10 protein-coding genes are annotated in these 13372 nt (G+C 44.3%); 2 read left to right on the plus strand and 8 right to left on the minus strand.

Going from position 1 to position 13372, the window contains the following annotated elements:
- Positions 1 to 163: 163 nt before the first annotated feature.
- The 4 genes from ACFFUV_RS17630 to yccS form a co-directional block, all read right to left on the minus strand.
- Entirely contained in the window at positions 164 to 1399 is a 1236-nt protein-coding gene (locus tag ACFFUV_RS17630) for a hydroxymethylglutaryl-CoA reductase (RefSeq protein WP_390195278.1), read from the minus strand.
- Between the two features lie 141 nt (positions 1400 to 1540).
- Complete coding sequence (locus tag ACFFUV_RS17635; protein ID WP_390195280.1) at positions 1541 to 1843, minus strand: hypothetical protein; 303 nt, start codon at positions 1841 to 1843, stop codon at positions 1541 to 1543.
- Positions 1844 to 1938: 95 nt separating this feature from the next.
- On the minus strand, positions 1939 to 2163 hold the full coding sequence (locus ACFFUV_RS17640) for a hypothetical protein (RefSeq protein ID WP_390195282.1): 225 nt from the start codon (positions 2161 to 2163) through the stop codon (positions 1939 to 1941).
- 102 nt (positions 2164 to 2265) lie between these two features.
- Positions 2266 to 4461: a YccS family putative transporter gene (gene yccS / locus ACFFUV_RS17645; protein WP_390195285.1), complete on the minus strand. Its 2196-nt coding sequence runs from the start codon at positions 4459 to 4461 to the stop codon at positions 2266 to 2268.
- Positions 4462 to 4653: 192 nt separating this feature from the next.
- Between yccS and helD the strand changes: the two genes are divergently transcribed.
- Positions 4654 to 6729 carry a DNA helicase IV gene (gene helD, locus ACFFUV_RS17650; RefSeq protein WP_390195287.1) on the plus strand — a complete coding sequence of 692 codons (2076 nt, stop codon included), beginning with the start codon at positions 4654 to 4656 and terminating at the stop codon, positions 6727 to 6729.
- Positions 6730 to 6788: 59 nt separating this feature from the next.
- Here helD and ACFFUV_RS17655 read toward each other — a convergent pair whose 3' ends face one another.
- Positions 6789 to 7244 carry a methylglyoxal synthase gene (locus ACFFUV_RS17655; RefSeq protein ID WP_390195289.1) on the minus strand — a complete coding sequence of 152 codons (456 nt, stop codon included), beginning with the start codon at positions 7242 to 7244 and terminating at the stop codon, positions 6789 to 6791.
- Positions 7245 to 7642: 398 nt separating this feature from the next.
- On the opposite strand from ACFFUV_RS17655, the gene ACFFUV_RS17660 reads away from it, so the two are divergent.
- Positions 7643 to 8143, plus strand: a complete 501-nt coding sequence (locus ACFFUV_RS17660) for a GNAT family N-acetyltransferase (RefSeq protein ID WP_390195291.1) — start codon at positions 7643 to 7645, stop codon at positions 8141 to 8143.
- Between the two features lie 49 nt (positions 8144 to 8192).
- Here ACFFUV_RS17660 and glgC read toward each other — a convergent pair whose 3' ends face one another.
- From glgC to fruA, 3 genes are all read right to left on the minus strand, one after another.
- Entirely contained in the window at positions 8193 to 9434 is a 1242-nt protein-coding gene (gene glgC, locus ACFFUV_RS17665) for a glucose-1-phosphate adenylyltransferase (protein ID WP_390195294.1), read from the minus strand.
- 103 nt (positions 9435 to 9537) lie between these two features.
- On the minus strand, positions 9538 to 11442 hold the full coding sequence (locus tag ACFFUV_RS17670; RefSeq protein ID WP_390195296.1) for a sensor domain-containing diguanylate cyclase: 1905 nt from the start codon (positions 11440 to 11442) through the stop codon (positions 9538 to 9540).
- 186 nt (positions 11443 to 11628) lie between these two features.
- Positions 11629 to 13371, minus strand: coding sequence for a PTS fructose transporter subunit IIBC (gene fruA, locus ACFFUV_RS17675; protein WP_390195298.1), 1743 nt, complete (start codon positions 13369 to 13371; stop codon positions 11629 to 11631).
- Position 13372 lies beyond the last annotated feature (1 nt).

Raw genomic sequence — 13372 nt, forward strand, 5'->3', positions numbered from 1 at the left:
ATGCTCGTTCGCGCTATTTATATGCTCACTGTAACTAAAATATAGCCAATAATGTTATAAATTTGTTCGTTAAATTTGAGATTGATCATCAAATGTTTTCGTTAGATACAAAAAAGCTCACGATTACAACGTGAGCTTTACGGTTTTTAGTGAGCAATTAGGACTAGCGGCGAGCGAGTTTGCGATGAGCCTTAGAAAAATGACCTGCGCAAAACGCGCCGACAATAGATAGTTCGCCAGCGAGACACAGCGAAGCCGCTACTTCAGCGAGCGCTTTCGCTTTTCCGCTACCCGCTAGCCCCAAAATATCTAAACACGCTTTTTGACTAGGAAGTTCGGTTCCACCGCCAACGGTACCCACCATTAAGTTCGGTAAGGTTACGCAGGCATAAAGTTGACCTTTGGCTGTTTTTTCGATTCGTGTGATGCCGATTGCTGATTCCGCGACACAGGCAGCATCTTGACCGCAGGCAATGTAAAGCGCACTCAGCGCATTGGCATAGTGCGCATTTACGCCAATACCACCACTCATTAGCGCTCCAGTCGTCGTCATTTGACCAAATTCAACCATTTCATCCACCGAGGTATGCAAATAACGGCTAATAAAATCTGCGGGTAGGGTGATGTCTGCGACTACCTTTTTACCGCGTACGCTACGCATAGTATGACTATTGGCTTTTTTATCTCCAGATAAATTGCCATCAAGATACGCCGAACAAATAACGATCGGACTTTGGCTGACAATATATTCAAAGATAGCGTTGGTGGCGAAGGTGACCATATTTTGACCGCTGGCATCGCCGGTCAAGTATTCAAATACGAGATAGGTACGATTGCCTTCGATGTGAACATTGATATCTTTTAGTTGACCATGTTGTGTGGTGCTATGAGCGAGCTGTTTAAAATGCTCATATTGGGTGACAGCCCAGGCAACAAATTGACCAGCCTGAGAAACGTTTTCAAAGCTAAATACGGGAGTGCGAGTAACCCCTTCATTGATCAACATCGCATTTGCACCGCCAGCGGCTGTCATTATTTTTGAGCCGCGAGCATAGGACGCAACTAACGCAGCCTCTGTAGTGGCTAAAGGCACTCGGAAATCACCTTGAGCATGTGTTCCATTGATACGTAGCGGGCCTGCAATACCCACCGGGACTTTTACCGTCCCAATAAAATGTTCGATATTTCGTTTATACAGCCCGTGTGTTTGCTCAGTTTGTGTGTCAAGCAGTATCCGCTTATCCACGCTACTGCTGAGCGCTTGCCAGCGTTTTTCAATCATGGCTAAGTTTGTGGTGGCGCTGGGTGGAAGATCTTTATGGTCAGGCGCGTAACGGGGTGTATGTTGAGCATCCCAAATCGGATATTCAGCAGTTTGAGACAGATTTAATTTAGGCATAGAAAATGGTTTATAAACAGCATCGAGGGATAATAACGGCTAAGGGGGAAATCGCAATGCTATTTACTTCAAGCTTGGGATATTTTACGAAGTAATAATGAATCAGCCAAGAAAGAGTTGGGCATTAATATAGGGTGTCAATCAGATGTGAATATCTAATAAGCTGCCGAGCATTTCTTGATCGCGCTGCATGACATTTGTACCGACACGACTATATTGGGATGCCTGACTGAGCTCGATGAGGGGATCAGTATATGAACTTATCATCGACGGTTTTTTGTCTTGAGCAGCGTCCTCCTCCGGCGCTGTAACGGTGAGAGATTCGGTGTCTTTAGATGAGGGGGAAGTCGAAGCGATTTGTTGAATATCACGCGCAGCACTTTCAGCCATTTTGTTAGACTGATCAAGAATTGAATAACCCGCGGGGATAGATGATATCGACATAGAAACACTCCTAATTGATTAGAGTGTACTTTGTGGTGAAAAAATAATCAATAAAATCTAGCCAACGGTTTCACTCATCCATTATCAGTGAACCGTTAAGCAAACAACGTTCTGATTAAATCGAGTTCTTCTGATGATAACAACTCATCACACTCTGGTTTAAGTTGATGATTAATTTCACCTTTTAAAGACTCTAGCTGAGATGGCGAAAGATATTTCAGTTGAGATTTAAGCTTCTCAAGCATTTGAGAACCGTTGATCAAAGCAGGATCCACATTTTTGGTGTGGTAATCTGCACTAATTGAATATGCCTGACCCATATTGTGTACCTTACAATGAATGACTTAACTCAGTGTAAGGTTTGTCTTATTTACAATTGTCTGGGCAATGTCAATCACTGTAAGGCTTTGGTGATGTTAATTTTAAGACTCATACTTTCGTTTTTTCGCCTTTTCTTCTTCAGATTGTTCGACGCGTGCGGCTAGTTTACTGGCCAAAGAGTGCAGCTCCGGTAACATACGATAAATGAGATAGAGTTGCTGAAGTACCATCCGTGCTGAGCTGTCGTCGTCATCGCGCCATTCGGCCAACCGACTTTCTAAACCAGGGTCGTCAATCTCGCTCGTATCGCAATCGGGACTGTGCTGCTCTAATTGTTGACCCAAGATGTCTAAATGGTGGTGGATAACTCGATGAGTATCTAATACTAATTGATGAGTTTGCTTATCATCAATGCGAGTTCTATGCGCACCAATCGCGGATATGTAGCTTAGCAGAGCGTGGTTAAGTGAAAGAAAACGATAACTTTCCTCAACCGCTGAACGGTATCGCCCCGGTTCTGCCAACATACTGCTGATTGCTGTCGTTAAGTTCGCATCAGAATTATGGGCATGACGACGAGCAATACGATAGCTCAAGCTGTCTTTTTTACCGATACGGTATTGGCCAATGACGTGAGCTAGGTAGTCTTTATTGGTCAGAATAGAGTCGGCCATGACTTTATGTAGCCGCTTTGATTGCCAATCAGGTAAAATATAGACCACCGCAGCAACTGCCAGTGCACAGCCAATTAAGGTATCCGTTAAACGGGGCAATACGACCGCGAATCCTTCGCCTAACTGGTTGAAACAAAATAGGACAAAGACCGTAATAAACCCCGTGGCGTAGCCATAGTTGTTTAACCGAGTTGTAAAGAATAAAACCCCAGAAATAACAATTATAACCAATTGACTCTCTTGGGAAGGAAAGAGCGTCAGCAGTGGTACACCAATCAGCAAGCCTGCCAAGGTGCCAATAATACGTGCGACCAGCTTTTGCCGCGTAGCGCTATAGTTTGGCTGACAAACGAACAGGGTTGTTAGTAATATCCAATAGCCGCGTTCTAATCCAAAGCCTTGAATGATTCCATACCCTACAACTAATGCAGAGGATAACCTTACAGCATGACGATAGAGTAACGATTGTTTATTGAGATTAGCTCGGATTCGCCCCCACATCACTTTGAGTGTATGTGCTTCTGTATCGTCAAGTTGACCTTCTTCAAGTTGATTTACATCCGGATTGTTGACGTTACTCAATTGACGCTCAACAGTACTTAAATTGTTAAACAGATAACCGAGCTGAGCCAACAACTGACGCCATTCAGGTTTATGTTGCTGCTGAAGATGGCTTAAAGCATTGTGTACTTCTTCGAGAGCGAGCGCACTGACATCACTGTGTTCGTAAGCATTCCCTAAACGAATTGATGCGGCAATATCACGACAAGCTTGCGCTTGAGAGCTCATTAAGTGTTTGAAGCGGAATAAAATATCAGAGCGCTCAAAGTGATTGGCTAACTCTTGATAACGGTAATGTGTCGAGCTTGCTCGCTCATGGATATCTTGAGCCAGAAAATATATGGATAGAAACCGGTCACTGGTGCTATCAACGTGGCCCCGTTTAGAGCGATTGAGAAAGGTCATTTTACACAAGTTAAGCGCAGTGACGGTCGCGGCATTGAGTGCAGCTTCTTTTAAACGCAGCGGCTGAGGCGTCAAGTTAGTTACCGGGTGAAATAGCTCACTTTTTACTTCCAGATAATCGCCCAACGCAGAATAGACGTTAGCTAAGCTTTGTTGCACTGGCTGAAGTGGAGAAATTAGGTACCAGATCATCGAGATTAAGTAGTACCACCCAGCGCCAATCAATAGCATCGTTGGCTGGACCCACAAATCTGTGCTCTGATGAGCCCCAAGCATGGTATATATTGCGATCAGAAGCGAGCCAAAAGCGATACTTGCATAACGTGGGCCGATGGCGCCAAGCATAATAAACCCGAAAGTCGAAACGGCCAATCCCAGCGCAAATAGCAGCGGATGATCAAAAAGAATTTCGATAGAAAACGTGGCGATAGCGAAACAAAGTAGCGTTAAGGTGATGCTTTTTAGCCGACCTGTGAAGCTGTCATCGCTTTCAGCCAAAGCCGCCGCGATCACGCCCAGCAGTAACGGGATGATCAGTGAGTTAAGCTGGAAGTACCAAGCAGGAATGGCAATACCCGCTAAAGTAACCAGTATCAGAATACTGTAGTTGACGGCTCGGTTTGACCAGTAAAGACGAATTTGTTTGGATATTTGCACGCGTCGCTAGCTTCTTGAAGTGATAAATGGGCAATCAATGATATTACTTGAGTTGTATAGTAACGTTCTGATCCAGATAAAGAAACAATACTGTAAGTGGAATGAATTTTCAGTCAATGATTGACATAAATTTTTCATATTATTTTTTTGTTAGGCTATGATGGCCATAATTGCAAACAAAGGCTAGTAACAATGCAGCTAAGTGCCAATAAGACTGCAAAGTTTTTCATTCAAAATGAGTACCATCAGGTCAAGCTTGATCATGATGTACTGGTTATTGCTTCCGACCGCTATGAAGAACGTATTCCATTTAATGTCTGGAATGGGAAAATTAAGGTAAAACGCGGTTTAATATGGACGGGATTACAGTTTTTTGCCAATACGGAATCCAATAACATTCAGCGTGCTTGGATGGCACAAGGTTTTAATTGGGAAGAGAGTCAACGCTTCGCACAGTATGCGTTGGAACGTTATGAGCATTGGCATACACGCCAATGCGAACAACTCAATAAATATTTACCTGAGTGGGAGCAAGAGCTTTACCGTTTGCGTCGCCTGCCGTTTTTTCTATCGCACTCACAGGTAGAGAAATGGCTTAAGCTGCTATACCGTGACTTTGAACTGATGAATATGTCACTCGAAGAAGCTTGCAATCGTATTCCTGAACGTATTACGCCAATGTTGCCTTGGATAGAGCATACAGACCAAACACTGAAAGCCCGCAATGACGAGTGGATTGAGCGCGAGCGCAGTAACTGGGAAGTGTTGTTTTCCCAGCTCGAGTCTTCGCCACTTAATCTTTCTCAGCAACAAGCGGTGTTACTTAACGACGATAACAACCTTGTGCTCGCGGGCGCAGGTTCTGGAAAAACCAGCGTGCTGATGGCGCGCGTCGCTTATCTGTTACAAAGTCACCTTGCTCAGTCGAACCAAATTTTAATGCTTGCCTTTGGACGAGATGCTGCGTCTGAAATGAGTGATCGTCTTCAACAGCGTATCGGTATGAGTGCGGAAGGGGTTGTCGTCAATACGTTCCACCAGCTTGGTTTGAGTATTTTAAAACATGTGGATGGACCAGAAGTCACAATTTCACCGCTCGCGCTTGATGATAATCAGCGGCATGCTTGGTGTATTGATTGGCTTAAAAAGCATTGGATGACCCCAACGAACTTCAAACGTTGGCAAAAGCATTTGGCGAAATGGCCGATTGCGTACCTTGCTGGCGATGATGAGCTCGGCAGCCAAGTCGAAAATCCAAAACTAATTGCCTGGCTTGATACCCAACTAATGCAACTCGCGGCGATGGGGCTAGGAAAAAAAGATCTTCAGGAGAAATTGGTTAATCATGACCAATACACGCGCTTAAATAGTGAGCTTTCTTTGGTTTGGCCGTGTTATCAGGCATGGCAGCAAATGCTAAAAGAAACGGGTCATATCGACTTTAATGTGATGATTACTCGTGCCACCCAGTACGTTAAGCGTGGTAAGTTCATTCCGCCATGGACATTTATCATGATCGACGAGTATCAAGATATTTCTCCTCAGCGTCTGGCTTTGGTCGAAGCCTTGTGTGAACGAAACAAAAAGCAACAGACGCCTTGTGTATTATTCGCCGTCGGTGATGATTGGCAGTCTATCTACCAATTTGCAGGTTCGGACGTGGACCTGACAACGGGTTTTGCACGCCGATTCCCCAATTCAACGATTCATTACTTGGATACAACGTATCGGTTCAACGACCAGCTTGGCGCAGTCGCCAACCGGTTTATTCAGTGCAACCCGCATCAGTTACCTAAAGAGCTCAAGAGTCATAAACAGCAGAAACAGCGATCGGTATGCTTAACGCCGACAAATAGCATCGAAAAAGTATTGGACCAACTCAACCGTAAAGCGAAAGACGATAAGAGCGTATTACTTCTTGGCAGAAATCATTACCATAAGCCGGATCTACTTTCTGATTGGAAAAAACAGTTTGCTAAGCTGAGTATCGAGTTTATGACCTGTCACGCGAGTAAAGGTAAAGAAGCCGATTACGTGTTTGTGTTATCCGTTGATGAAGGGCAATTTCCATCTAAAGTCAAAAACGTACATATGGACGGCGCCTTAACTCAAGGAAATGACGACTACGAATTCGCTGAGGAACGTCGATTATTTTATGTGGCATTAACTCGAGCTAAACAACGTGCTTGGGTAACGTATAATGGGTCTGGTTCGGTGTTTGTGAAAGAACTGCTTGAGGAAAATTATCCGGTGAGCAAGCAAAGATAAGAAAGCCCGCTTTATGCGGGCTTTCTTATCTTTGTCGATACACATACACACTGTGACGTTTAGATGCGCTCAGATAGATACGATTGATAATCGGGGATCTCAATATCCACTTCTTGTTCTATGAGGTCAGAAGCAAATAGGAATTTAGCGGTCGCTCGGTTAGTGGCGACGGGAATATTCCACACACTGGCGATTCGCAGTAACGCTTTAACATCTGGGTCGTGAGGCACGGCATTCAATGGATCCCAGAAGAAAATCAGCACGTCTATTTTTCCCTCAGAGATCAGTGAGCCAATTTGTTGATCGCCGCCCATAGGGCCGCTAATCATACTTTTAATCGCTAAGCCCGTTTCTTTGCTCAGCATATGCCCTGTCGTTCCTGTAGCATACAGAAAGTGACGTTGTAGCTTTTCAATGTTTTCATTTACCCAACGCAGCAGCTCGGATTTACAGTGGTCGTGAGCAACAAGCGCAATGTGCTTATGAGCCGGCATTGTCCGCTTCGTCTTTTTCATTATTTTTCCCTAGAAAGTCGACATCAATAATGACGACTATTTTGACATTAAACGTATTGTTTCGCATACGCATTTCATCGAGTTTGTGATAATGAATTTAGATTATTTTCAAAATAATCACTAAACCAAACACAATGGTTTTTATCCATCGTTATTAAGAATCTGCTTATCTATCGGTTTGTTTTATATACAAAACATCATGCATTATGTGATTTTACTACACATACGGGTAATTAAATTGAGCTGATGTATTGACCTTTATCCAATAAATAGAGTTAATCGTTCTTAATATTGAGTAATTACTCATATGAGAACTTACTGATATAACGTGTTTTTTTACAATTCAGACTTAGATAAGAGTGATAAATATGGTCTATATCGAATCTCAACGTCTGAGAATGTCCCCCATTAGAATGGACCATTGGTCGCTATTTCGACGCTTGCATCAAGACGAAGCGGTTATTCGTTATATCTCTGACAAACGAAATCTTGTGGAAATTAGAGCTCGATTCGATGAAAGGTTAGTGGAATGGCATTGGGGAGACGGGCATTGGTTATGTCTTGTTATCAGCCACAAATTGACCGGAGAGTGGCTAGGTATATGTGGACTGCAATTAAATGATGATCAAACCAGCGTCCAAATAGGGTATTTACTACTGGAAGAATTTCAAAATCAAGGGTTGGGGACCGAAGCTTTGATGGCGTTAGTCAGTTATATCGAACACTATTTGCCGGTTATGGAAGTCAGAGCAACCGTTACTGATGGTAATGAAGCGTCATGTGCGATTTTAGACAAAGCGCAATTTGACCTTGAAGATGTCGAGCCTTTATCCCTTGAAATAGGTGGTGAGTTGCACGATGAACTGATCTATGTCTATCGTGTTCGCCGTCGGCACTAATATAAAAAGGCCTCAGTATTGAACTAAGGCCTTTTTAAGTTTTGTTGGCTTAATCGAACTTGTAGCTTTCAGGAACGACAACGATGCCTTTCTCTGAGACATGAAACCGTTTCGCGTCTTCGTTTCGATTGATACCGATTTGGGTGTGGGGCGGAATTTTTACATGTTTATCGATGATGCAATTCACTAACTGACATCCGTTACCGACTTCTACATCATCAAACAAAATACTGTCGACGATGGTTGCGCTGTCATTGATACGTACATTTGACGAAATCACAGAATGCTGAACGGAGCCACCAGAGTTGACCACACCGTTGGAGATGATCGAATTAATAAAAATTCCCTCGTTTCCGGTTGCCGAGGAGACTGTGCGGGCAGGGGGATTTTGAGAGGCGTAAGTCCGTATTTTCCAATCAGCTTGATAAAGGTTCATTGGTGGTACGGGTTCAAGTAGGTCCATATTGGCTTCGTAAAACGCATCGATGGTGCCCACATCTCGCCAATAGCTGTCTTTGGCAACCCGTCCTCTATCACTGGCAAATTCGTAGGCAAAACTCTTTCCATTTGGCAGTAGCTTGGGAATGATGTCCTTACCAAAATCATGTTTTGAATTCTCTACTTTGGCATCGCGGCGTAGTTCAGAGGTTAAAACGTCCATATTAAAGATATAAACACCCATAGAGACCAAGCTACGTTCTGGGTTGTTTGGCATTGACGGTGGGTCAACGGGTTTTTCAACAAACGATGAAATGCGACCTGAGCTATCGGCCGCCATAACGCCAAACTCTGTCGCTTCTTCGCGAGCGACATCCATACAGGCGACAGTCATTTCAGCGCCTGTTTCTTTATGCGCCTCCAACATGGCGGCATAGTCCATGCGGTATATGTGGTCACCTGAAAGGACAATCACGTACTTCGCTGAGCTGCGCTCTAAAAGCCACAAATTATGGAAAATGGCATCAGCGGTGCCTTCGTACCATTTACCCCCTTTGCGCATTTGTGGCGGAACCACCGTAATGTATTCCCCCAACTCTGGGTTGAATATAGACCAGCCATCACGCAAGTGCTTTTGAAGCGAATGGGATTTGTACTGCGTTAAGACTAAGATCTGCCTGAGGCCTGAGTGAAGACAATTAGTAAGGGTAAAATCGATTATACGGTATTTACCGCCAAAGGGGACTGCGGGTTTCGCTCGGTCATCCGTTAGCGGGCTCAATCTTGAGCCGACGCCGCCGGCGAGTAAGACGGTCAATGTATCTTGCATAGTATTCTCCCTGAAACGATGCATGGTTTGCTGGGCGGAAAGCAAAATATGGGTGTTACCGATACAACTTCATTCTAGTAGCCCCATTGGTTTTCTAACCAATCAACAGCGGGGGGATTTAAACAACTTAAGCACTCAATATTTGGCTCTGTTCCGTGACCAAGTGAGTGTCATTTTCTATAGATGTCACTTTATTTCTTCCATTCTGCTTTGAATGATATAACGCCTGGTCGGCTCGTTTATAAGAATGAGCTGACGACACACAGAGTTGCGTGACACCAACGCTGACTGTTGTCTCTCTGACATAGTTGTCTTGAATCACGCAACGAATTCGATCAACCACGCGACAAGCAGTCTCTAGATCGGTATAAGGCATCATTAACGCGAACTCTTCTCCACCAATTCTAGCTGCGAAATCGGCTTTACGACTGTGTTTGGATAACATTTGTGCAATGTAAAGAAGCGTTTTATCACCCTCATCGTGACCAAACTCATCGTTTACATTTTTAAAATTGTCGACATCGAATAATGCAAGGCACGTTGTTTCTTTTTCCGGGTAACGTTTGACTCTTTGGCAATGGTCATCAAGCTGAGTATCAAATTTCCGTCGATTCCATAGGTTACAAAGAGTGTCCTTTTCACTAAGATCTCTAAGCCGGAGTTCCAGCTCTTTACGTTCTGAGATATCAACAAACGAGGATACGTAGAATTGCACGGTATCGTTGGAGTCTTTAACTGACTGAATTCGCATAATTTGAGTGAGTAGCGAGCCATCTTTTTTGACATTAACGACTTCGCCTTGCCAAAGCCCACGCCTTTTGAGTGTTTTCCAGATTTGAATATACAATTCTTGGGGGTATTTACTGGCAGCAAACATATAGGGGCGTCGTCCTTTCACTTCCTGTAATGAAAACCCACTGAGTTTGGTGAATTCATCATTGATAGACACGATGCGATTTGCTCTATCTGTGATGATGACGGCGGAAATACCATTCATCGTGGCACGCGCGATACGGCTATCTAAACTGTTTTTCTCATGATGCGCATGCCAGACAACAAAGCCTAATGACATCATAAATATCAATGTATAGATGCCTGTCGCCTGAATTTTTAAATCAGAGACTTCTGATTTGATCAGTGGTGCTAAATCGTTAGCGCCAACACTCTCATATAAATACAGCGTAATGTCTGGTGAAAATTGGTCTAATTTAACTTGATGGAACATGGTCCAAAAACCATGCTCATACACCATACCCATTGCTTTTTGTTGCATAGTCTGCCAAAGCAGGGGAGAGCGAATGGACAATGGGTTGAGACCAGCGTTGGGTTCCGTTGTATTTGGTTGGTGTATGAATAAATTCAAGCCATCGTCTGCCACCACATGAGGACGAGTTGCTCCTTGCTGATCAAACATGGCGCTTTCCAATAAATGGCTAAATTGTAGGTTGACTAATACGTAGCCTTTGCGCTCGAGCATAAAATCGATCGGTGTAATGACTTGGAGTAGAGGACCACGATTGTTGGTTGTTGGCGAGTCGTCAGCTTTTAAAGCGTGAAGGCTGCTGTCTCCCGGCTTGATCTGCTGCGCATTTTGGAAAAAAGTCGTGTGGCTTTGATTTTCGAGTTGTGTTTGTGCAACCACGATACTGTAGCCATTGTGATTATTGATACCGACCAATTCATTACCATCCTCGTCTAACAAACGAATGTTGGTGTATAAGGATTGGTTGCGAATGGCCAATAACCAAACATCTTCGACCATCTTAAGGGTGTTACTTGAGGGAGTTTGAAGAGCATTATGCACAAAGCCGTTGTGCGCTAGTCGATTAAATGTCTGAGAAAATGCTTCGTAATTGCCCGTTAATGCTCGCTGGCTAAATGCAATTTGACTTTGAGTTTGTTGTTTAACGTTTTGTTCAACCTGTTCACTAACCCGTGACTCTGCTTTGAGAAAATATAAAGAAGGTAGCAGCGCCAGCACTAAGAATACCAGCGTAAATTCAGTGATAAAAGTGTACTCTTTTTTCGACATTCTGCGTCTTGTTATAATCCCTTAGTAGTATTTCTACATTATCTTGTTTTTACGTAGGCCGTCCTGTAAAACTTGGTGTAACAGCGCAAATTATTGAATGTAAATATATGCAACTAGTTCTATGGCATAAAAAAGCCCTCCGAAGTGGAGGGCCCAAATGCCAAATTGAGGGTGAGGCATAAATAATTAAGCGGTAGCCGCTTGCTTATCGCTAACTGCACGCTGTTTTAAAAATGCGTAAGTAAAGCCGGTGACCGCAGTACCTGCAGCAATAGCAATGATGTACATGAATACCGGTGTAATCGCATTAGGAATAAGCAATACGAACAAACCACCATGAGGCGCCATGAGTTTGGCACCAAACAGCATTGAAAGTGCACCTGTTAACGCGCCACCAACCATACAAGACGGAATGACACGAACCGGATCTTTCGCGGCAAATGGAATTGCACCTTCCGAAATAAAGCACAAGCCAAGTACGAAAGAGGCTTTGCCCGCTTCACGTTCATTCGCTTCAAATTTGCTTTTCGCAAGGAAGGTTGCGAGCCCCATACCTAACGCAGGAACCATACCTGCAGCCATAATCGCGGCCATTGGCGCGTAGGTTTGTGATGCGAGTAGACCAACACCGAACGTGTAAGCGGCTTTGTTTACTGGACCACCAAGGTCGAAACACATCATCGCACCAAGGATAACACCAAGTAGAACTGCGTTGGCCGAACCCATATTTTCAAGGAATGTGGTTAGTGCGTTCATGATCGCAGACACAGGGCCACCCACGACATAAATCATCACTAGACCCGTGATCAAACTTGCCAAAAACGGAATGATCAAAATCGGCTTCAAGGCTTCCATTGATTGCGGAAGTTGGATTTTATCGGACAACAGTTTTGCTGAATAACCGGCAAGGAAACCGGCGACAATACCACCCAAGAACCCCGCACCTGTTGAGCTTGCGAGCATACCGCCAATCAAACCAGGAGCAAGACCAGGACGGTCTGCGATTGAAAATGCAATAAAACCTGCGAGCACGGGAATCATCAACGCAAATGCTGAACCACCACCAATGGTCATTAGTGCTTCCGCAAGTGTGCCTTGTTCTTTGAACGCTTCAATACCGAATACGAAGGAGAGGGCGATGATCAAGCCACCAGCAACCACAACGGGTAACATATGAGATACCCCGGTCATTAGGTGTTTATACACGCCTTTCTTCTCTTCTGTTCCAGATGAATCAGATGTATTTTGCGATGCGCTGTGATGGTACGTTTTCGCGTTATCAAACGCTTTTTCGAACTCTTGCTCTGTTTTCTTTAACGCTAAACCTGTACTGGTACGGTACATGGGTTTGCCATCAAAACGGTCGAGTGGAACTTCGATGTCCGCTGCAATAATCACCAGATCAGCATCGGCAATTTCTTGGGCGGTTAGTTGGTTTTTTGCACCAACTGAACCACGAGTTTCAACTTTAATTTGGTGGCCAAGGCGACCGCCGACTTCTTCCAACGCTTCTGCTGCCATGAACGTGTGGGCGACACCAGTCGGGCAAGCAGTAATCGCAACAATTTTTTTCGCACCAGAAGGGGCTACGCTGGCAGTGGCCGGTGCAGATGCCGATTCAAGCACTGTTGCACCTGTAACGGCATTCTCTAGGTAGGCCTTTGGATCTTGGGTACACGCATTGATATCAGAGCGATATACTTTCTTGCCAATAAAACGAGTATCGTCGACGTCGCTGTTTGCTGCGATAATCACAACATCAGCTTGATCAATTTGCTGTTGTGTTAATTGACTTCCGTCAAGCACACTGGATTGGCACTCAATATGAGCAGTCCAGTTTAAAGCGGCAGCGGCTTTTTCGAGTAGGCCAGCAGCGATGATGCTGTTTGCAACACCGCTTGGGCAGGCTGTAACAATTGCAATATTCATA

Origin of the sequence: Vibrio olivae (genome assembly GCF_042428525.1) — a bacterium.
In the GTDB taxonomy this organism is placed as follows: domain Bacteria; phylum Pseudomonadota; class Gammaproteobacteria; order Enterobacterales; family Vibrionaceae; genus Vibrio; species Vibrio olivae.

Excerpts from the sequence above, each read along its gene's own strand:
- ACFFUV_RS17630 (WP_390195278.1), bottom strand. The coding sequence starts at position 1,399 with ATGCCTAAATTAAATCTGTCTCAAACTGCTGAATATCCGATTTGGGAT.
- ACFFUV_RS17635 (WP_390195280.1), bottom strand. The coding sequence starts at position 1,843 with ATGTCGATATCATCTATCCCCGCGGGTTATTCAATTCTTGATCAGTCT.
- ACFFUV_RS17640 (WP_390195282.1), bottom strand. The coding sequence starts at position 2,163 with ATGGGTCAGGCATATTCAATTAGTGCAGATTACCACACCAAAAATGTG.
- helD (WP_390195287.1), top strand. The coding sequence starts at position 4,654 with ATGCAGCTAAGTGCCAATAAGACTGCAAAGTTTTTCATTCAAAATGAG.
- ACFFUV_RS17655 (WP_390195289.1), bottom strand. The coding sequence starts at position 7,244 with ATGAAAAAGACGAAGCGGACAATGCCGGCTCATAAGCACATTGCGCTT.
- ACFFUV_RS17660 (WP_390195291.1), top strand. The coding sequence starts at position 7,643 with ATGTCCCCCATTAGAATGGACCATTGGTCGCTATTTCGACGCTTGCAT.
- glgC (WP_390195294.1), bottom strand. The coding sequence starts at position 9,434 with ATGCATCGTTTCAGGGAGAATACTATGCAAGATACATTGACCGTCTTA.
- ACFFUV_RS17670 (WP_390195296.1), bottom strand. The coding sequence starts at position 11,442 with ATGTCGAAAAAAGAGTACACTTTTATCACTGAATTTACGCTGGTATTC.
- fruA (WP_390195298.1), bottom strand. The coding sequence starts at position 13,371 with ATGAATATTGCAATTGTTACAGCCTGCCCAAGCGGTGTTGCAAACAGC.